This is a genomic window from uncultured Mucilaginibacter sp., from assembly GCF_937859865.1.
Taxonomy (GTDB): Bacteria; Bacteroidota; Bacteroidia; order Sphingobacteriales; family Sphingobacteriaceae; genus Mucilaginibacter_A.
Window position 1 is genome coordinate 1 of the sequence record NZ_CALMAT010000140.1, and the last position, 20,795, is coordinate 20,795.

Below are 20,795 nucleotides of genomic sequence, written 5' to 3' on the forward strand. Positions count from 1 at the left end.
GCTGTGGGGTTGATGGGCGCCGCAGTTGCTGCAAAAGTAGCCGTATATTTTAGCTGGCAAACAGCCTATTTTGTAGGCGGAGGATTAGGATTTTTACTGCTGCTTTTACGTGCTGGGACTTTTGAAAGCGGCCTGTTTAAAGAAGCAAAACATACGAATGTAAGCCGCGGCAACTTTTTGATGTTGTTTACGGATAGAAAAAGGTTTTTCAAATATTTGTATTGTATTTTGATCGGTGCGCCGCTTTGGTTTGTGGTTGGGATTTTGGTAACCCAAGCACCCGAAATTGGAAAAGCATTGCAGGCAACAACCGTTTTAAGTGCCGGAACCGGGATTTTGTATACCTATTTTGGGATTTCGGCTGGAGATTTAATGGCTGGATTAATGGCACAGGCAACACGTTCGCGTAAAATCACAATGATGCTGTTTCATATTTTATCGCTCGTGAGTACTTTTGTTTACCTGAATTCAGTTCATGTTACGCCACAACAATTTACGTGGTTGTGTTTGTTTATGGGGTTTTCTTGCGGCTACTGGGCAACTTTTGTAACCATTGCTTCTGAGCAGTTTGGCACCAATATCCGGGCAACGGTTACCACAACCGTTCCGAATTTTGTCCGCGGATCTTTAATTCCGATCACTTATCTTTTTGAGAAATTGGTAGTCAAATATGGCATTATCAGCAGCGCGCGGATTATGATGGCGGTTTTGGTGGCGATTGCATTTTTCTCAATCAACCAACTAAAAGAAAGCTTTGGAAAAGACTTGGATTATTTGGAAGAAGAGCCATCAGCAACAAACCCGAATGCTGCTTTTAACGTATAAAAAACGATAATTTTTGAAACATGATTTTAAACGAGGTGGCGATGATTACGAAAGAACAGATTGCGGAGGAATATCGCCTGATTCAGGACGAAATTTGTGCCGCGTTGGAGCAATTGGACGGCGGGGCGCATTTTGAACAGGAAAACTGGCAGCGCGATGGCGGTGGCGGCGGACGGTCCAGAGTGATCCAAAACGGAAATGTGATTGAAAAAGGTGGCGTTAACTTTTCTGCCGTTTATGGCCAGTTGCCGCATACGCTCAAAAAGTCATTGATTGTAGATCAGGACGACTTTTTTGCGACAGGCATTTCCATTGTCATCCACCCAAAACATCCCTGGGTGCCCATTATCCATATGAATATTCGTTACTTCGAAATGCCTTCTTCTGTTTTAAGCGATAAACCTTTGCGCTGGTTTGGCGGCGGTATTGATTTAACGCCGCATTATGTAATTGAAGAAGATGCACGTTTTTTCCATCGCCAGTTAAAAAACTGCTGCGATACCTATCACCACGAATTTTACCCACGGTTTAAAACCTGGGCCGATGAATATTTTTGCATCAAGCACCGAAAAGAAACACGCGGCATCGGTGGGATTTTCTTTGACCGATTGGCTGCCAACGATGAATTAAGCTGGACCGATATTTTTGAATTTTCTAAAAGCGTAGGCCGTACTTTTATTCCGGTTTATACCGAATTGGTAAACCGAAACCGTGATAAGCCTTTTACCGAAAACGAAAAAAACTGGCAATACCTGCGCCGTGGCCGTTACGCCGAATTTAATTTAGTTTATGATGCCGGCACAAAATTCGGTCTGGAAACCAACGGCCGGATAGAATCTATCCTGATGAGTTTGCCGCCGCAAGCCAATTGGGCTTACAATTTTCAGCCACAACCAGGAAGTGAAGAGGAGAAAACGATGGGTTTGCTACGGAAAGGAATTGATTGGGCGGGTTAAAAACCAATGCTTCTTTTACCACATAAAAAATGGTGGATAAAAGAAGCATTGTAGTTTAAGTGCTGTAATGGGTTTATACTACCGGCAAATTTCCGCCATCTATGATATAGTTTGCCCCGGTTAAGTAAGCTGCTTTGGGAGAAACCAGGAATTGGACTAAATCTGCAACCTCTTCAGGTTCCGCCATTCTTCCCATCGGGGTAACGCCGATCCTTGCTGTCATCAATTCAATTACACCCGCAGTGGTTGTGCCATATTGCTTTGCCAGGTCTTGCAAAAATGCCTGCATTCCCTCAGTATTCACCGGTCCGGGTGATACGGTTAACACACGAACCCCTTTTCCGGCAACTTCAGCAGCTAACGATTTACTGTAAGAGTTGAGTGCTGCTTTTGCAGCTGAATAGGGCATGTTAGACTCCCAAACTGGAAAAAGGGCGCTTGTTGAAGAAATGTGAATAATGACACCTGCTTGTTGTTCAAGCATTTGTGGTAATAATGCCCTGTCTAAACGTACGGCAGCTAATAAATTTAATTGCAACGTATCCTCCCAATTCTGATCTGTCAAAGCACTATGTCCGCCGCCAGGGTTAGTCATTCCGCCTGCGTTATTAACAAGTATATCAACTTTACCAAATTTTTCATTGATTTCCTTTACCGCTCTCTCCACATCCGCGGCATTGGATAAGTCTGCCGGAACAAAAGCATGTTTAAGGTTTCCTTCGTTGGGATTATTTCTGGCCGTTACGATAACTTTTGCGCCCGCTTGCGCTAATCTGTCGGCAATTGCTTTTCCAATACCTTTGGTTCCGCCTGTTACGAGGGCTACTTTGCCTTCAAGTTCTGTGTTGTTGATTTGGTTGTTTTCCATTTTGTTGTTTGTAATTATGAATTGATTGTTTCAAAAAAGATGCGTTGTTTTTATTAATTTTAAAATGATTGTTTTAGAATTTGGGCAAAAAAAAATTATCGTGAAAGTTGGTTGATTAGGTATTGAGCCATCTTCCTGATCCTGATTGGGTCCTGATGGATGATATAGGATTCGTACCAGCCCGTATAAATACTGCTTAAATAATCTGTAAGCGTTTCCGGGTCTTCGTCTGCGTCCAACTCACCCAGTTCCCGGGCTTTTGTTATCAGCGATCGTAAAAATTCATGCGTAAAATTATTGTCGGCCTTTAATATGGCTTGTATGTTTTTGTCATCGGCAGCCATTTCAAAAGCTGTTTTAATGGCCATACAGCTATTCCCATCTACAATACTGGATACGGCATGATTAATAAGATAAATGATTGCCTGAAGCGGTGATTGGGTATCTCCGGCAGCTTTTTTAAGCTCGGCCATCCGCGTTTCGGTGTAATTTTTAATACACTTTACAAACAGTTCGTGCTTATTGCCAATGGTGTTATAAAGGCTGCTGCTGTTGATTTTCATAGCATCGGTTAAATCACGAAGGGAAGTGCCGTTATAGCCTTTTTTCCAAAAAACCTCCATAGCTTTCCGGATAGCTTCTTCTTCGTTAAACTCAACATTTCTTGCCATTGCTTATTTTGTTCTCCTCAAAGATACAATTAATTCTGAAACATGTGTTTTAAATTAATGTGCTTTTGGTTTATTACACTAAGCCGACATTTAAAAATTTTCTCATAAACACAAAAATCACGTTCTGGTTAATACAAGAAAAAACGTCAATGCTTCTTTTATACCCATAAATTCCATATTGAATAATATCCGGCACAGAATCCGTAAAAAAGGCAATGATTTTTATGTGATAAAAGAAGCATGGGAAACAATTCAACAAAATTTAAAAAAGCCCAAGGTTTTTTCCTTGAAAAATTTCTGCTAAAATGCTTCTTTTACCACCATTTTTTGGGTGATAAAAGAAGCATTAATCTGCAATCTTCCTGCATGATTCTCTGTTTTTCCCGCTCTTTTTATCGTTTAAATTCTTATTTTCGCGTGTGAAAACGAGGTAACCGACAACTTGTTTGTTATCATTTTTTAAGAATTTAGAAAGTAAAAATGGCCGAAGAAACAGGGAATGACCCACAACAACCGGAAGACAGGATTATTCCGATAAATATTGAAGATGAAATGCGATCTGCCTACATTGATTATTCAATGTCGGTAATCGTTTCCCGCGCATTGCCCGATGTGCGCGATGGTTTAAAGCCGGTACACCGCCGCGTACTTTTTGGCATGTTGGACCTGGGTTTAAATGCCACCAAACCTTTTAAAAAATCTGCCCGTATCGTGGGCGAAGTGATGGGAAAATACCATCCGCACGGCGATTCATCCGTTTATGATACGATGGTTCGGATGGCGCAGGACTGGAGTTTGCGTTACCCACTGGTTGACGGACAAGGGAATTACGGGTCAATTGATGGCGATAGTCCGGCAGCAATGCGTTACACTGAAGCGCGTTTGCGCCGTATTGCCGAAGAAATGCTGGCCGATATCAACAAAGACACAATTGATTATCAGTTGAACTTTGATGATTCCATCGAAGAGCCAACCGTTTTGCCGGCGCGCATTCCGAATTTGCTGGTTAATGGTGCATCCGGAATTGCGGTAGGTATGGCCACCAACATGGCACCGCACAATTTAAGCGAAGTGATTGATGCTACGATGGCTTACATTGATAACCGGGATATCGAGATCAGCGAGTTGATGCAGCATGTTAAAGCACCTGATTTCCCGACTGGCGGAATTATTTACGGGGTAGAAGGCATCCGCGAAGCGTTGGAAACAGGGCGTGGCCGCGTGGTTTTAAGGGCAAGGGCCGAAATTGAAACTTACGGGCATGACCGCGAACGCATTATCGTCAGCGAAATCCCGTACCAAGTCAACAAGTCTATCATGATCAAGGCTACGGCCGATCTGATCAACGATAAAAAAATTGAAGGTATTTCTGATATCCGCGATGAATCTAACCGTGAAGGTATCCGCATCGTTTACGAAATTAAAAAAGATGCAAACGCGGCCATCGTTCTTAACAATTTGTACAAATACACTTCGCTGCAAACTTCTTTTAGCGTAAACAACATTGCGTTGGTAAAAGGCCGGCCGATGCAGTTGAACCTGAAAGATTTGATCCACCATTTTGTGGAGCATCGTCATGAAGTGGTAGTACGACGTACGCGTTTTGAATTGGCAGACGCTCAAAAACGCGCCCACATTCTGGAAGGTTTGCTTATTGCATTGGATCATTTGGATGAAGTAATCCGTTTGATCCGAAATTCGGGGACACCAGATGAAGCCCGCGAAGGTTTGATAACTTCATTTGATTTGAGCGATATCCAGGCGCGGGCGATTTTGGATATGACTTTGCGCCGTTTGACTGGACTGGAGCGCGACAAGATCAAGGCCGAGTACGCCGAACTGATGAAGCAGATTGATTATTTGAAATCTATTTTGGCGGATGAAAGTTTGCGGATGGAAATTATCAAAACCGAGCTGCTTGAAGTTAAAGAACGGTACGGCGATAAACGTAAAACGGAAATCATGCACTCTTCCGCCGAAATGATGACGGAAGATTTTATCGAAAATGAAGATGTGGTAATCACGATTTCCCGTGAAGGATATATCAAACGTACACCTTTGACAGAATACCGAACGCAGGGCAGGGGCGGCAAAGGTTCTATTGGCAGTAATAGCAGGGATGCAGATTTTATTGAACATTTACTGATTGCTTCCAACCATAATTACATGTTGTTTTTTACGGAAGCTGGCCGCTGTTTCTGGCTTCGTGTTTTTGAAATTCCGGAAGGGACACGTATTTCCAAAGGCCGCGCCATCCAAAATATCATCAACATCCCGAAGGAAGAAAAGATTAAAGCGTATATCAAGATCATCAACCTGAAAGACCGGGAGTATCTGGAGAACAACTTTATCATCATGTGCACCAAAAAAGGCATCATTAAAAAAACTTCGCTGGAAGCTTATTCGCGCGTTCGTGCCAATGGTATCAACGCCATCAACATCAATGATGGCGACCAGTTGCTTGAAGCCAAACTGACTAATGGCAGCAGTGAGATTTTAATGGCTTTGCGCTCCGGCCGTGCCATCCGTTTTAACGAAAAAACGGTGAGGCCGATGGGCAGGACAGCGACAGGCGTACGCGGGATTTATTTGGATACCGAAAATGACGAAGTGGTGGGCATGATTTCTGTAAACGACCCGGAAACTACGGTTTTGGTAGTATCGGAAAAAGGTTATGGCAAACGTACCGATATTGAAGATTACCGTGTAACCAACCGTGGCGGAAAAGGCGTGCGGACTTTAAACATCACCGAAAAAACTGGCTTATTGGTAGCGATAAAAGACGTTACAGACAAAGATGATTTGATGATCATTAACCGTTCGGGCATCATTATCCGCATTGCGGTGAGTGGTTTGCGTTCGATGGGGCGTGCAACACAAGGCGTAAGGCTGATATCCCTGAAAGAAGGCGACGCAATTGCATCCGTGGCCAGCATTGAGCGGGACGAAGAGGTTGCAGCCGAAATTGAAGAAGCGGTAGAACATTTATTAGAAGCAGAAAACCCAATGATGACGGAAAGCACACATCCTATTGATGACGAAGAAGAAGAAGAAGACGAATTTAACGACGGCGAAGAAAATGATGACGAAGTAGCTGAGCCTGAACCGGATGAGGAAGATTTGGACGAGGACGACGATCAACCTGAAAAATAAAATCTGAAGATGGCGCGCATACTTCTTTTATCGGTGTTTTTTTTGTTTAGCACATCCTTCGGCTTTGCGCAAACGGAAGTGCTGAAGGATGTGTTTAACAACCTGGCTTTTTTCAATCAAAAACACGATTTAAAATACTTGGGCGAAGCAAAAAAAGCCATAGACAAAACGATACAGACCAAGAAAGATTCGGCAAACTTGTACAAAAGTGTTTATCGCGCGGTAGTTTACTCCACCATTGCTTATGCGGATTCGGCAAACACGTTGCACATGCCAGACAATTTTTTGGCCACGACCGCGGTTTATGCCGATACTCTTTTTACCCGTAAAAAAATATACAATTATTCCAGCGAGGTTAGTTACATCAAAAGAAACCTGGCCAATGAATATATCCGGAGAGGCTTTAATGATTTGCAGCACAATGATTTCCGTAGCGCCGTTAATTATTTTCAAAAAGCACAGGCTTTGGCGCCAAACACGGATCATTTGGGTATTTATATGGCTTATGCTGCAAACAAGATGGGCGAGCTGAACAAATCGGCGGCTTATTACGACCAGTTGCTGGAAAGCGGCAAGGCAGGGGCGGAGGTTATTTTGACAGCACAAAAAGTTTATAAAATATTGGGCGATGCGGCCAAAGCGTTGAAAGCCTTAAAAAACGGCCGCCAGCTTTACCCGGAAAACAAAAAACTGCTGTATGAAGAGGCCAACATCTACAACAACAAAAAAGATTATGCGGCGTTAAGAGGTTTAATTGACGGTTTGATAAAGGCCAGCCCTGACGATTACGACATCAATTTTTTGGCCGGCGTGTGTTATGATCATTTAAACCAAACAAATAAAGCCGAAGTTTTTTACAAGAAAGCGGCGCAGTTGAACCACACCGCGTACGACCCGGTTTTTAACTTGGGGGTTTTGTATATGAAAAAAGGACTTGCCGACCCGGAAAAATCTGCCGAAAACTTTAATTTAGCACGCGTTAATTTGGAAAAAGCCGACCAGATGAACCCAAACGACCCGGAGTTTTTGCAAACCCTAAAATTACTTTACGATAAAATTGGAGACAGCACACAAGCAAATAAAATCAACACACAACTAAACCAGATAATTAATTAATTACCCCATGAAAACAAAGTTTGTAATAGCCGGCATCTTTGCGCTTGCAGTTTCTGCAACTGCTTTTGCCCAAAAATCAGAACTGGCAAATGCTAAAACCGAATACGACAAGTTTACGGTTGTAAGGACTGGAAAATTAGCCGCCACAAGTTTAAACACCGCTAAAGAATCAATTGACAAAGCTGCCGCAAACGATAAAACGGCACAAATGCCCCAAACTTATGCCTTAAAAGCAGCTATTTATAGTTCTTTGGCCAATGATTCTACACAAGCCAACCGGAACAATTTGGTTACCGCTGCGCAGGAAGCCTACAAAAAAGCGCAGGATGCGGACACGAAAGGCGAAAACAAAAAATTGCTGGACGATACAAAGCTATCGCTGGCAAATTATCAGTTGCAAAACGGCGTAAAAGAATACCAAAGCGGAAAATACGATTTGGCCTACACCGCTTTTGACAATTACCGCCAGTATTTCCCGGAAGATACCAATGCAATTTTGTATACTGGTTTAGCGGCCGCAAACGCCAAAAACAATGACGCAGCCATCAGCAATTATAAAAAGTTGGTTACGACTAAATATTCCAAATCAATAGGTGTTTATAATGATTTAGTTACTTTGTACCTGAATAAAAAGGATACGGCATCGGCTGTTAAAGTTATGGACGAAGCCACTAAAAAGTTTCCAAAAAACTCAGAACTGGCCAAACGCGAAATTGAGCTGAACATTCAGGCCGGAAACAAAAAAGAAGTGACCCAAAAGATAGAAAGCGCCATTGCCAATGACCCGAAGAACAAAGCTTTGTATTATTATGCCGGTTTAACTTATTCTTCTTCAAAAGATTATGAAAAGGCAGCCGAATACTACAAAAAAGCGTTGGATATTGACCCGAACTATTTTGAAGCCAATTTAAACTTGGGTTATGTAATCATGAGCCCAGCGATTGATATTTACAACTCGGCCAATAAACTTCCGGCCAGCAAACAAAAAGAATACACGGCAGCGATTGCAAAATCAAATGCTTTGTTTGACAAAGCAAAACCATACATTTTGAAAGCTACCGAAGTTAACCCAACTTCGGTTGAAGCATTAAGCAATTTAAAAACGCTTTACATCGGCAAAAAAGACGAAGCCAATGCGGCAGCCGTGCAAAAGAAAATTGATGCGCTGGGTAGCAGCAATAAATAAACGGCTGGTTATCCGTAGTTTTATTCTATCATAATCCAGTAGATAGAACTTTAATAATTTTATGTAAAAGAGAGCAGGAACGTAAATCCTGCTCTCTTTTTTTATGCTGCAAAACCAAGGACCTCGATACTGTTTTTACCGGTATAAAAACAGTATCAAAACAACTCATTGCCAGTTGATAGCGTTAGGTTTCTGTTTTTGCATAAAAGTATTAAGGAATGCTTCTTTTATCACCCTAAATTTAAAACGGTTAAACTTTAATCCAAAGCAAAATATAAATAAGCAGGGAGGTGATTTTTAGCCGATAAAAGAAGTATCCTAAAATAAATTCGCCTTTCGTAGTCAGTATTCATTAAAATACTTTACATTTGTGAAGGTAACCTGATAAGGTTTCCTGAACATAAATATGGACAACAGTAAAATTGCCGCAGATCTAAGGATGGTGATCTCGAAAATATACAAAAAGCTGAGCAAGGAAATGCAATCTTCAAACAACCTTTCGCTCACAGAAATTATTACACTTTCCCATTTGTATAATCAGCAAACGCATACACCATCCGAACTGGCAGTGCTGTTGAAGGTGAAAACGCAATCTATGTCGGAAGTATTGGTACGACTTCAAAAGCTCCATTTGATTCAAAAGAATCCAGCAGAAGATGATAAACGAAAAACAGCAATCACGCTTACTTCTAACGGTAGGCAATTGGTGGAGCAAACCCGCCAGGAACGGGACGAATGGTTGATAAACGCCATTAAACAGCAGTTGGACGAAGATGAAAAAAAGCTGTTGGCTAAAGCGGTTTTACTGATTGAAAAAATAGCTGAACAACAAAAATAACATTTGCCGAACTGTAAAACCTTTTAAAATAAATATATGATAACTGAAATTGATGACGAAACAGCATTAGTGCTAATTGATCTGCAAAAAGGTATTGTTTCGATGCCTGTTGTACATTCTGCAGAAACAGTGATTGAAAAAGCTGTTGACCTGATTAAAGCCTTCCAGGCCAGAAATTTACCGGTAGTAATCGTGAGCGTAAACCCGCTTGGCGCTAAATGGACACAAACCCGGGTAGAAATGCCAATGGCGCCCAAAGGGGAGGAGGCGATTGAACAAGCCCGGATTGCAATGGAGCAAAGTGGTTTTTTTGATATTGTGCCGCAGATTCAACCGGCTCTTAAAGATTTGATGCTGGTGAAAAGCAGTTGGAATGCTTTTTTTGAAACCAACCTGCACCAGCATTTGCAAAAACAAGGTATAACTGGTATCGTATTGGCAGGTATTGCTACGAGTGTAGGAGTAGAAGGAACTGCCCGGGCAGCTCATGAGCATGGTTATCACATCGCTTTTGCTACAGATGCAATGACGGATACCAATATTTCGGCACATGAAAACAGTATCGGGATGATATTTCCAAAACTGGGTGAAGTAGGGAATACCACTACGATTATTGATATGCTAAGTAAAAAAGCTTAATATGGAACCCAAATCACAGGAAACAAAAACGCCTTATCGCTTTATGCTGCCCTTGGTATTGGGTACCATGATGAACCCGCTTAACTCAACCATGCTTGCAACGGCACTAATTACGCTGTGCAATTCATTTAAAATCAGTGTTGGTTCGGGCGCAGTATTAATCGTTTCGCTTTATGTTACTTCCACTATTGCCCAGCCGCTTATGGGGCGGTTGGCCGATATTTATAGTGCTAAAAAAATTAATACGGCAGGTTTCATTTTGGTGTTGATTGCTGCATTGATTGGCATGTTTGCACCCAGTTTCGGCTGGCTTATCGTTTCCCGTATCATTCTCGGCCTCGGCACTTCGGCTGCCTATCCTTCAGCAATTGCATTGCTTAACAAAAAATATGCAGAAATAAACAAGCCAGTGCCCGGTAACGTATTGGGCATTGTAGCAATAACCAGCCAGGTAAGCGGTGTGCTGGGGCCTACGCTTGGCGGTTTGCTTACAGAAGCTTTTGGTTGGCAAGGTATTTTTTTTATCAATATTCCCTGGGTGATTGTAGCCTTGTACTTGTCCCGCGCCATACCTGATTATCCTGCTTTTAAAAGTAATACAAAAGTTAGTTTGTTCAAGAAGCTTGACATACCGGGGATTTTAATTTTCAGCCTTTTCTTGCTGTCCCTTTTGTATGTATTGCTGCAGCCGGTGTTTTTGTGGTATCCGGTAGCTGCTGTCGTGCTGCTGCTGATATTTGTAATTTGGTGGGAATGGAAGCAAGAATCACCATTTATTGATATTAAACTCTTGTATTATCAGCCAGCTTTATTCTTGGTTTATGTACGCACGTTGGCTACCAATTACATTTTGTACATGATCTTGTTTGCCCTGCCACAATGGCTGGAGGGCGTAAGGCATGTTATGCCAGCCAAAACAGGAATAACCTTGTTGCCGATGACAGGCATGGCAATTTTAGTTGGATACGGCGTTTCCAAAATCGAAAAGCCAGTTTTTCAAAATGTGCTTGGTGTAGCTGTAATGCTGGTAGCATGTTTGAGTTTATTTTTGGTGAATGCAAGCATCCCGTTACTATTTTTCGTGCTGATAACGATGGTTATTGGTGTGGCCGATGGAATCAATATGATTGCCAATCAGGCTTTGTTAAACAGGGAAGTACCGATGTCAAAGAAAGGCGTTTCTTTTGGCCTGTACCGCACAGCCGGTTATATTGGCGCTATCTTATCAGGAACGCAACTGAAAAAGCTTTTTCATTTTGGTGTTACCGATCAAAGTTTTCACCGCATCGGTTTTTATACTTTGATAGCTGCTTTAGTTCTACTTGTTTTGCTGGTTCCGCTGTTGTTTAAAGTTAACAAGCCATATTCAAAATTAGTTGTGACTTAATTGTTGCCAATGCTTCTTCGCCGATTTCAAATCTAAAAACCGTTGTGCTTCTTTTACCGTTATAAATTCCAGCTAACACTGTACACGTGTAAAAGAAGTATAGCAAATAGCTGTATCAATGCGTAATTTTGTGTTGATAAGAAAACAGGAGAACGCATCCTAAAATTTCTTACTTAACATAATATTAATTATAAGACAGGTAGAGATAAAAAGCACTGGATAATTATTCGTTACTTTTCTGATAATATACAGAGTTGTGTTTCTAAATGTATGATGGCATAAAATTGGTTAAAAAAGCAGATAAAATCAGAACTGATATTTTCACTTTTACAGCTAAATTAGTTTTACATTTTGAAAGATTATTATCTGCTTTAATAGTCATCATACATTTGGAAACAGTACCATATACAGATCATGCATCACTTGCTAAACTTTTTATATTAGTATATTGCCAAATTGCAGGAATCTCTCATTTTTGAGATAGCCTCTCTACAGTTTTATAACTATTTAACCATAAATACCTAATTCAGAAAAATTCATAGAAGGCTGTTATGGTTTTGGCAATGGCTTCTTCCGGTACCAGATGCCCTCCGGGTACTTCTTTCCCTCGAATGTGATCTGCCCATTTATTCCAGATTGAAACTGGATCGGAACCAGCGAGATTTCCTTTTTCACCCCAAAGCACCAATAACGGGCATGTGATCTTCAACTTGCCAAAATCATCCTGGTCGATGTTTTTGTCAATTGCCCAAGATGCACGGTAATCTTCGCACATACCATTAATAACCGCAGGGTCTGATGCACACTGTAAATAATCATTCAAACATTCATCATCAAATTCGAAATTATCAGCTGCCTGTGATGATAATGTCCACCTGATAAAGAATTCAGGATCGTTACCGATCAAACGTTCAACTAATTTTTTATCCTGGGCCAGAAAAAACCAATGCCACATTTTAATTGCTTTAGCTGCATCAATAGCTTCCCAGGCATTTAAGGTTGGTAGAATATCTAACACGGCTAGTTTAAGTACCGCCTCCGGATGGTCCAGGGCGAGGCGGTACGCCACCCGTCCGCCCCGGTCGTGGCCGGCAACATAAAATTGCTTGAACCCTAGTTCACGCATCACTAGCAGCTGGTCCTGAGCCATCACGCGTTTTGAATAATTGTAATGGTTTTTACCTGGTTCAGGTTTTCCGGAGCGGCCATAGCCTCTGAGGTCCGGAATAACCAAAGTATAGTTGCCGAGCAATTCCAGGGCAACATTTTTCCAGCATAGGCGCGTTTGCGGGTAACCATGCAGTAAAAGCAGCGGAGGTCCGGATCCGCCTACCAAAACATCAATTTCCGTTCCGGCACCCATTATTTTTCGCCGCTCAAACCCCTTGATCAAGCCTTCCGGACTAATTTGGTTCAAAACGTTGAACCCGTTATTTGCAGCCATATTATTAATGTTACTTCTCACTACAAGAAACTATTTAATTAAATACCATCGGTTGTTCGACTACTTAAACGTTTATTTTAAATTAATCTATCAATTCTAATGACTGCAGCATATTGGATAATTCAACAGGCATAGTGATCATTGCGTCGTGACCTGTTTTAAGTTCCAGGTACTTCCAGGCTTTACTTGCTTTCGTCTTGTCCGCAAAGGGTTTTATTGCACGAAGTTCCGGTGCTGTACAGGCAATGTAAGTCAATGGCAGATGGTTACCGTAAGGATGATTTAAAACCAAAGGCTGCGAAAATGTTTTGAATGGCTGGTTGGTCAGGCGATCATTGACCCACTTGATGTCAGCCTCATTTTTTACACCAAAAAAATCGCTGGTAAAAAACGGAATACTTAAACCTTTGTCAAAGTCACTCGTTGCTTTAATGAAATACGTTTTGATATCGTCCGGGCTTACATCAAAAGCACTTTGTCCATTTTCCATCAGCATGGCGTCAAGGAAAACCAACTGCGACAACCTCTCTGGTATCCTGTCCGCTACGCCTGCTATTACGGCACCAGCATAACTGTGGCCCACCAGTATAACATTATGGAGGTCTTGTTCAACAATAAAATTTACAATATCCGTAATATGGGTATTTAGATCAATTTTGTCGTTCAATGTATTTTTATGTTCGGCAAGGCCACTAAGTGTTGGTGTATAAACCTGATCTCCTTTTGCAAGCAGTTCTTTGCTCACCCTTTGCCAGCACCAGCCGCCATGAAATGCTCCATGAACCAGTACAAAGACAGGCTGCTTATCGGCACGTTGTGCACTGAGTTTAAAAACTGATAGCACTAAGATCAGTAGAATGTAAAATGACTTTTTGTTAATGGTATATGATTTCATAATGTTTTATTTCGTACAAAAGTCGCCTGAAACAAACTAAAACACAATAACTCACCCGAAAGTGAGCAACAAATGAAATTGAGCCTATGTCAAGTCCATTAAAACCTGGAACCTCGAATGCCTACAATATTACGGCCTTAAGCTTAGCCTGCGAGGTGAATGATATATTACGTGATATCGGTCCGAGGTGGAAAATGCAGGTGTTGCACAACATTGCTGCCGGAACCAAGCAATTCAGTTCATTAAAGCAGGCATTTCCATCTCTTTCGGATCAGATATTGGGCAAAAGGCTTTCAGAATTGGTTGATGATGGGTTGATCCATAAAATAGTTATGCAGGAAAAGGTACCAAAGCGTATCCATTACTTCACATCGGATAAAGGTCTTGAGTTGTTAAAAATAATTGATGAGCTGCACAAATGGGGACTAAAATGGCAATAAACAGGCGATAAGTTATATGAATTTATTCTCGCCACACTCATTATATTTTTACTTTGATTTTTTAAAATTGTAATTAAGTACAAATGTTGAAACTCAATATAGAATTGAAAAAAACAAATTAAAATTTTCCTATAAGCCCTACTTAACATAAAGATAATTACAAAACAAATCTTAAAAAATAGTAGTGTAAAAAGAGCATCGTTATGGCAATTATTATTTCAGCCAAAGCAATTTTTGAGAAGTTATTGTAGTTTGAAAAATCTTGTTTTAAAATCAAAACTTGTCGCTTTTAAATTGGAAAAATTTATACCATCAAAACTATTTGACCTTTTATTGATGAATCATTCACAATCAGATTTAGTATATTTGAACTCAAAACAGACAAACTTTAACTTCGCAATAATTTGAAAAAGAAAGTTTTGATTATTGAAAACGACCGTGATATCCGTGATATTATCAGTTATGTTTTGGAAGATAAAGGCTACGAAGTAATTGCTGCCGAACCTTGGCCTGTCAACCGGCTTCATACTTATAATCCTGATTTAATATTACTGGACGAATGGCTGAACGAGCGTGAAGGTCATTTACTGTGCACCGAACTTAAGGACATGCACGAAACCAAACATGTTCCCGTCATTATTCTGTCCACGGCAAACAACATCGAAGAAATTGCAAATAGTTGTAAAGCAGAGGGTTTTGTGAATAAGCCTTTTGACCTGGACGAACTACTGGAAGAAGTGCAGCGCTGCTTTTTTGTTGATGGCAAAACAAATCTGGTTGACCTGCCTATTTAAATTGCAGGTGCTTCTTTTAGCAATATAATTTTGATGTTGAAGCGGCCATCATTTTAAAAGCCTGTTTAAATTTTATCCGGTTTATTTTACATGCTTCTTTTAGCACATAAAAATCAGTGGTTCATTGTGCTTCTTCTTGTACCAAAACAAAACTTAAAAACAAAATTTATAGGCATAAAAGAAGCATTATAAACCTTTAGGGTATAAATTTAAACATGCTCAAAAAATGAATTAAATAAAAAAACTTACCAATGATTATTGAATTGTTAGACAGAGATAAAAATATTGTCAAAATAAAAAGCATTGATGAAATACCCAAAGATTTAAACCTAAAAATTGATGGGCAGTTGGTTTTTAATTGGTTTAGGTTGATGCAGGCATCAATTTTTATACGGTAAAAGAAGCATTGACTTTTTTCTTGTATAAATTTAAACGCTCTAATTCGTAATCGGTAGTTATGTCAAGTCCGCTTACACGCAAAAACTGCGAGCAAGCAGACATTGGTGTTTCTGATCGGCATTAGCCACCACGCGATCATCCGCGTGGTAAAAAAATTAGGCCGATTTAATAGGAAGCTGAAGATATGATGGGTACGGGCCACCGGTATGGATGATGTGCTGCCCCTTGTTCTCGGGAACATAGCCGGGAGTTCCGGGCATGATAGCCCCCAATTCATTTTTCGAGCTAACTACCAGCCGCAGCTGTTCACCAGGATAAAAAACCAACCCAATTGGGAAGAGGTCGATCTCAATTTTCGCGATCTCGCCTGGCTGCAGTTTCTCCACCCGGTCGAAGCTATGCGCTGGAACGGCATCAGTCGAAAGTTCTTTGTCCAAATGTCGGGCAGATACACGAAGCCGGCCATTGGATCCCTTGTATCGCAGAACCGATCCGCCACGCTCTGTGAGGTCCTGCATCAAAGCACCCTGATTGGGCACGATAAACTGCTGCAGATGATTGCCGTGGGTGTCCAGCTTTTGAACGAGAACGAACAAGTCCATATCATCAGCACTCTTGGCTTCTACCCAAAGATGTGCCTTGGGATAACCAACCATAACCGTTTCCTTATCAAAGCGTATCGTGAATGACGCCAAGCCCGGTTCAGCCCCAGGGTCAGCATTATACATGACTGCCACCTCTTGTGAAGGGGCTTCGCCTGTCAGGGTCCGAGACCTACCGTTGAGGTAGTACTTGATGTAAGTTACGTCTTCCGGCGGGAATTCGCCTGCGGGCTGATTGATGAGGTCGCCTCCTTCAAAATCGTGAATTGCGTAACGTACGCGAGGTGTTTCCGCCCAGCCATTGTCCTCTCCCTTCAGATAATGGTCAAAAAAGCGGCGCAGATCCTCAGTATTGGTTTCTTCGTAATAGTCAGGCCATTCCTGCGTATTATGGATGCGCAGCCACTTCTCTTTCGAAGCCATCCTGCGCCAAGCGCGGAAGGTACCTGCCGTATGCAAGGTGTTGGAATAACTGGCGACAACGTAGGCCGGAACCATGATCTTATCGAACTGTGCGGTTTTGTCTTCCCAGAGTTCGTTGTTTGCCAGTGGGTAGCGCAATGCCTCGGCAACAATTTCTTCTCGCTGGCCTTTGCCGACGTGATTAACCTGCAGTCGTTTTGCAAAGTGAAGGTCCGGCATCCCGCCACGCATTAAAAGATCACGATAAACATCACTCAAGCCTTCCCAAGGGTTTATCGCAGCCAAATGCGGAGGCTGTTCGGCAGCTGTAAACCATTGCGAGATGGCAAGATAAGAAGTGCCGGTCATCCCCACTTTGCTATTGCACCAGTCCTGTACAGCGAGCCATTCAATCAGGTCATGGCAGTCCTGCCCTTCCTGCCGTCCAAACAGTGCGATATCGCCGTCGGAATGGGCCACACCTCTTGCATCCGGGTTGCAAACCGCATATCCCTGTGCACACCAGTATGCGGGGTCAGGCCCCTCGAACTTTGCCAATCCGGAAAGCATGGCATTGTCGAGACCAAGCATATCGAAAAGCCCTGTCGTTCTGGGGGCAGTCCCGCCGCTTTTGCCATAAGGGCTCCAGGCAATGATAACAGGCACTTTTCCGGTGTTTGCAGGCCGAAACACATCAACATAAATTTTCACACCGTCACGCAGGGTAACGGCAACGTCCTTTTCAAAAACGATATCAACCGGCAAAGGCCGAAATCTGGGGTCAACCTGAAAACCTTTCGGCAGGGTTTGGGTACCCGGATCGAATTTGCTTAACAGCCCGTGTTCCTTGCCATCATCATTGTAATGGAAGGCAGGTTCAAATACCTGCATGTTTTTTAAATTGTCCATAAATCAAGTTCTTGTGATTTTTGAATTTCTTCTTTTTTACTTTTGATTGCAGCCAAGAAATTAATTGATCAGTTAATCCCTCAGCGAAACAAAGGTATAGCGTGTTTCAGTTTAAAAATATAAACTATTCAAACCGAAAAGTATAAATTTCAAACCTCACGCTCCCGGTAAAACTTAGGAATGTTTCCGGTTGCCTTTTTAAAGAAATTGCTGAAATAGTTAGGATATTCAAACCCCAGCGCGTAAGCTATATCTGCAACGCTCCAATCTGTATAGCGCAGTAAAGTTATTGCTTCAGCGGTGATACGTTCGGCAATGAGCGTTGTGGTGGGTTTTCCTGTTATTTCTTTAACAGCTCGGTTCAGGTAGTTTATATGAATGGAAAGGTGGTTTGCATAATCCTGTGCAGTTTTAAGTTTTAAAGGCGCATTCAGGTTTTCAATCGGAAATTGCCGCTCGAGCATTTCCATAAACCTGGTTGTTATTCTCAACAAAGCATTATTAAACTGGATAAAATGCTCGGCAGGCCGCATATGCAATGCTTCATGGATAATTAGTTGGATATAGTTACGCATCAGGTCGTCTTTATACAAATAGTCTGTCTCATCGTTAGCAATCATCGTTTCAAAAACTCCGGTAAGCCGGGATTGCTGCTGCCCGTCGAGTTTGAAAGCAGGTGTTCCGCCAACATTAAACAAAGGCGATTGCTGCAGGCTTTCTAAACGCTCGATTGGTTTGATAAAACTTTCTGTAAAAACGCAGGAATAGCCCGTATGGCTTTCTGATAAGATCTCGGTTGCATATGGCACACGGGAATTAGCAAAGAAAAGGTATATGCCGTCAAGGTGGATAATACGGTCGTCGTAATGTATTTTGCTGTTGCCTATACTAAGCAAAACCATATAGAAATGCCGGCGGCCAAACGGCGTTGGTTTGCTTTTCGGAACTTTATTGCGGCTCACTTTAAAACCTCTCAGCTTTAAAACCGATTTTAATTCCGGGCCGGGAAATTCAACAGGTGCATTCATGGAAACGTAAAAGTATAAAAATCAAAACAACCTATGTTACCTAATTGAAGCGTAAACTAAAATCAAAAAACCGTTGGCTTTGAAAGGTTGTTTAAAATTTACTTGTAAAGTTTCCTATGCTTCTTTTACCATGTAAAAATTGGTGTCCAGTTACTTTTTTTAAGCTGATGCCATACCAATTTTTAGGTGGTAAAAGAAGCATTGACCTTTTTTGTATAAATTTAAAAAGACCGTTACATTTCGTTGGCCTTCAGAAACACGCATCGGAAAAGGCAGGCTAAGGCTAAAATTTTCACCCTTTCTTTATTTTCCCGAAAAATAATTATTTCAGAAGCTCCTTTTAATGCCCAATTCTAAGCCCCGCAACTCGGCCAGGCCTTTCATCCGCCCGGTAATTGAATAGCCGGGATAAGTATCGTAATTTACATCGTCCAATATTTTATGTCCGTGGTCCGGCCGCATCGGTATTGCAATATCTGTCCGGCCTTGCCCCTGTCGTTTTTGCTGTTCTAAAATGATGTTTTTCATTACTGCATACATATCCGTGCTTCCGGCCAGGTGGTCGTCTTCGTAAAAACTGCCGTCAGCTTCGCGCTTTACATTCCGCAAATGCAAAAAATGGAAATGCTGGCCTAAACGCTCTACCATTCCGGGCAAATCGTTGTCAGCGCGCGCACCCAAAGAACCGGTGCAAAAAGTAATACCGTTACTTGGCGAAGGCGCAGCATTTACCAAATCGTTTAAATCCTGCTCGGTAGAAACCACACGCGGCAAGCCCAAAATCGGGAAAGGCGGGTCGTCCGGATGGATGCACATTTTGATTCCCAATGCTTCCGCATCGGGCATAATGGCTTTTAAAAAGTACGCCAGGTTCTCTTTCAATTTGTGGGCATCTGTTTCGGCATACTTTTTCAGGTGTTCTTTAAACTGCGGAATGGTATAAACTTCTTTGGTACCTGGCAGCCCGGCCAATACGTTTTTTACCAACTGGTTTTTTGCCTCGGCATCCAAACTGTCCAGATACGCTTTTGCTTCCTGTTGCTGCCCTGGTGTAAATTCCCGGAAAGCCCCTTCCCGCTCCAAAATGTACAGATCAAAAGCGGTAACGGCCGATACATCATAACGCAAAGCCGATGCATTGTTTGGCAGGCGGAAATCGAGGTTGGTGCGTGTCCAGTCAAGCACCGGCATAAAATTATAACAAATAGTCTTGATATTTTCTGCAGCCAGGTTTTTAAGCGAAACAATGTATTTTTCGATATAAGCATCACGTTCTGCCGAAGCCGTTTTGATGCTTTCGTGTACGTTCACGCTTTCTACCACGGACCAGCGCAACCCTGCCGCTTCAATCGTTTCTTTCCGCTGCCTGATTTCTTCGCGGCCCCACGCCTCGCCAGCTTTAATCTGGTGCAGCGCGGTTACAATTCCGGTAGCGCCCGTTTGCCGGATGGCAGCCAGCGTAACCGGATCTGTGAGGCCAAACCAGCGAAACGTTTGTTCTAAATTTGCAACCATGGTTTAAGGATTTTTAATGGCAGCATAATTACTACAAATTTTTGGTGGATAAAAGAAGTATGAGGATAATGATCTGATAAACACAATATAGAAAAGTAGCGGAATTCTTTAGGTGCTTCTTTTAACATCATAATCCAGCAATAAAAATACCGCTATAAGATTTTATTATTTAAGAAATCTGTCTTACATTTATAGACAGTCGTCTAAACTACTACTCTATGGTTTTTGTAAAAAAAGAGCTTATCAATGAATTAGATAAAGAGCTTACTTCTATAATTGCGCATTCTGGTTTTAAAACGCATTCTTTATCATCGGTAACCAATTTAACTTATGCAGATTTATTTTTGGATAAAATGCTTATTATACAAGTAATTAAAGAAGGCATTCCGTATTCTTTTTTTAGTTTGATCCAAGACTACACACCTTTTAACGAACACGATTGGGCAAAATTTCTAGATTTATCAACCAAATCTTTACAGCGGTACAAACAAAATTCAAAGGTTTTTAAACCAACGCAATCAGAAAAAATTATGGAAATGGCTGAAGTTACAAATGTTGGATTAGATGTTTTTGGCGAGATGGACAAATTTAGGCTTTGGTTGGATACGCCTAACTTTTCTCTGGGCAGTATGAAGCCAATTGAGTTATTGAATGATTCCTACGGCAAAGAAATGGTAATTGGAGAACTTACGCGGATTAATCATGGAATTTTAGTGTAGTGGAAGTTT

17 protein-coding genes and 1 pseudogene are annotated in these 20,795 nt (G+C 41.7%); 11 read left to right on the forward strand and 7 right to left on the reverse strand.

From position 1 onward, the window contains the following. Window positions 1–825, forward strand: a pseudogene (locus Q0192_RS15435) (MFS transporter); the annotation flags it as partial. 41 nt (window positions 826–866) lie between these two features. Continuing rightward, complete coding sequence (hemF, locus tag Q0192_RS15440) at window positions 867–1,781, forward strand: oxygen-dependent coproporphyrinogen oxidase (protein WP_299290759.1); 915 nt, start codon at window positions 867–869, stop codon at window positions 1,779–1,781. 73 nt (window positions 1,782–1,854) lie between these two features. On the opposite strand, the gene Q0192_RS15445 is transcribed toward hemF, so the two are convergent. After that, a complete protein-coding gene (locus Q0192_RS15445) occupies window positions 1,855–2,649 on the reverse strand; it encodes an SDR family oxidoreductase (RefSeq protein ID WP_299290728.1) in 795 nt (264 codons plus the stop codon). Window positions 2,650–2,744: 95 nt separating this feature from the next. Continuing rightward, window positions 2,745–3,320, reverse strand: a complete 576-nt coding sequence (locus Q0192_RS15450) for a TetR/AcrR family transcriptional regulator (protein ID WP_299290730.1) — start codon at window positions 3,318–3,320, stop codon at window positions 2,745–2,747. A gap of 480 nt (window positions 3,321–3,800) precedes the next feature. Between Q0192_RS15450 and gyrA the strand changes: the two genes are divergently transcribed. The 6 genes from gyrA (at window position 3,801) to Q0192_RS15480 (ending at window position 11,639) form a co-directional block, all read left to right on the forward strand. Next, window positions 3,801–6,473: a DNA gyrase subunit A gene (gyrA, locus tag Q0192_RS15455; RefSeq protein ID WP_299290732.1), complete on the forward strand. Its 2,673-nt coding sequence runs from the start codon at window positions 3,801–3,803 to the stop codon at window positions 6,471–6,473. A 9-nt stretch (window positions 6,474–6,482) separates the two neighbouring features. Beyond that, a complete protein-coding gene (locus Q0192_RS15460) occupies window positions 6,483–7,589 on the forward strand; it encodes a hypothetical protein (protein ID WP_299290734.1) in 1,107 nt (368 codons plus the stop codon). A 7-nt stretch (window positions 7,590–7,596) separates the two neighbouring features. Beyond that, window positions 7,597–8,775 carry a tetratricopeptide repeat protein gene (locus Q0192_RS15465; RefSeq protein ID WP_299290736.1) on the forward strand — a complete coding sequence of 393 codons (1,179 nt, stop codon included), beginning with the start codon at window positions 7,597–7,599 and terminating at the stop codon, window positions 8,773–8,775. A 406-nt stretch (window positions 8,776–9,181) separates the two neighbouring features. Then, a complete protein-coding gene (locus Q0192_RS15470) occupies window positions 9,182–9,613 on the forward strand; it encodes a MarR family transcriptional regulator (protein WP_299290738.1) in 432 nt (143 codons plus the stop codon). Between the two features lie 36 nt (window positions 9,614–9,649). Then, window positions 9,650–10,252 carry an isochorismatase family protein gene (locus Q0192_RS15475; protein ID WP_299290740.1) on the forward strand — a complete coding sequence of 201 codons (603 nt, stop codon included), beginning with the start codon at window positions 9,650–9,652 and terminating at the stop codon, window positions 10,250–10,252. Between the two features lies 1 nt (window position 10,253). After that, window positions 10,254–11,639 (forward strand): MFS transporter, encoded by a 1,386-nt coding sequence (locus tag Q0192_RS15480; RefSeq protein WP_299290742.1) that lies wholly within the window; start codon window positions 10,254–10,256, stop codon window positions 11,637–11,639. Window positions 11,640–12,165: 526 nt separating this feature from the next. Here the strand turns inward: Q0192_RS15480 and Q0192_RS15485 are convergent. Together Q0192_RS15485 and Q0192_RS15490 are read right to left on the reverse strand one after the other, a co-directional pair. After that, the gene (locus Q0192_RS15485) at window positions 12,166–13,083 is read right to left on the reverse strand and encodes an alpha/beta hydrolase (protein WP_299290744.1); all 918 of its coding nucleotides are present in this window, start codon (window positions 13,081–13,083) and stop codon (window positions 12,166–12,168) included. Between the two features lie 82 nt (window positions 13,084–13,165). Next, entirely contained in the window at window positions 13,166–13,978 is an 813-nt protein-coding gene (locus tag Q0192_RS15490) for an alpha/beta hydrolase family protein (protein ID WP_299290747.1), read from the reverse strand. 86 nt (window positions 13,979–14,064) lie between these two features. On the opposite strand from Q0192_RS15490, the gene Q0192_RS15495 reads away from it, so the two are divergent. Together Q0192_RS15495 and Q0192_RS15500 are read left to right on the forward strand one after the other, a co-directional pair. Further along, window positions 14,065–14,418 (forward strand): helix-turn-helix domain-containing protein, encoded by a 354-nt coding sequence (locus tag Q0192_RS15495; protein ID WP_299290749.1) that lies wholly within the window; start codon window positions 14,065–14,067, stop codon window positions 14,416–14,418. A 404-nt stretch (window positions 14,419–14,822) separates the two neighbouring features. After that, window positions 14,823–15,212 (forward strand): response regulator, encoded by a 390-nt coding sequence (locus Q0192_RS15500; protein ID WP_299290751.1) that lies wholly within the window; start codon window positions 14,823–14,825, stop codon window positions 15,210–15,212. A 554-nt stretch (window positions 15,213–15,766) separates the two neighbouring features. On the opposite strand, the gene Q0192_RS15505 is transcribed toward Q0192_RS15500, so the two are convergent. The 3 genes from Q0192_RS15505 to uxuA all read right to left on the reverse strand — a co-directional run bounded on the left by Q0192_RS15505 (window position 15,767) and on the right by uxuA (window position 20,067). Further along, on the reverse strand, window positions 15,767–17,524 hold the full coding sequence (locus Q0192_RS15505) for a CocE/NonD family hydrolase (RefSeq protein WP_299290753.1): 1,758 nt from the start codon (window positions 17,522–17,524) through the stop codon (window positions 15,767–15,769). Between the two features lie 149 nt (window positions 17,525–17,673). Beyond that, window positions 17,674–18,552: a helix-turn-helix domain-containing protein gene (locus Q0192_RS15510; protein WP_299290755.1), complete on the reverse strand. Its 879-nt coding sequence runs from the start codon at window positions 18,550–18,552 to the stop codon at window positions 17,674–17,676. Between the two features lie 327 nt (window positions 18,553–18,879). Continuing rightward, window positions 18,880–20,067 carry a mannonate dehydratase gene (uxuA, locus tag Q0192_RS15515; protein ID WP_299290757.1) on the reverse strand — a complete coding sequence of 396 codons (1,188 nt, stop codon included), beginning with the start codon at window positions 20,065–20,067 and terminating at the stop codon, window positions 18,880–18,882. A 218-nt stretch (window positions 20,068–20,285) separates the two neighbouring features. On the opposite strand from uxuA, the gene Q0192_RS15520 reads away from it, so the two are divergent. Then, window positions 20,286–20,786 carry an antitoxin Xre/MbcA/ParS toxin-binding domain-containing protein gene (locus Q0192_RS15520; protein WP_299290758.1) on the forward strand — a complete coding sequence of 167 codons (501 nt, stop codon included), beginning with the start codon at window positions 20,286–20,288 and terminating at the stop codon, window positions 20,784–20,786. Window positions 20,787–20,795: the final 9 nt, after the last annotated feature.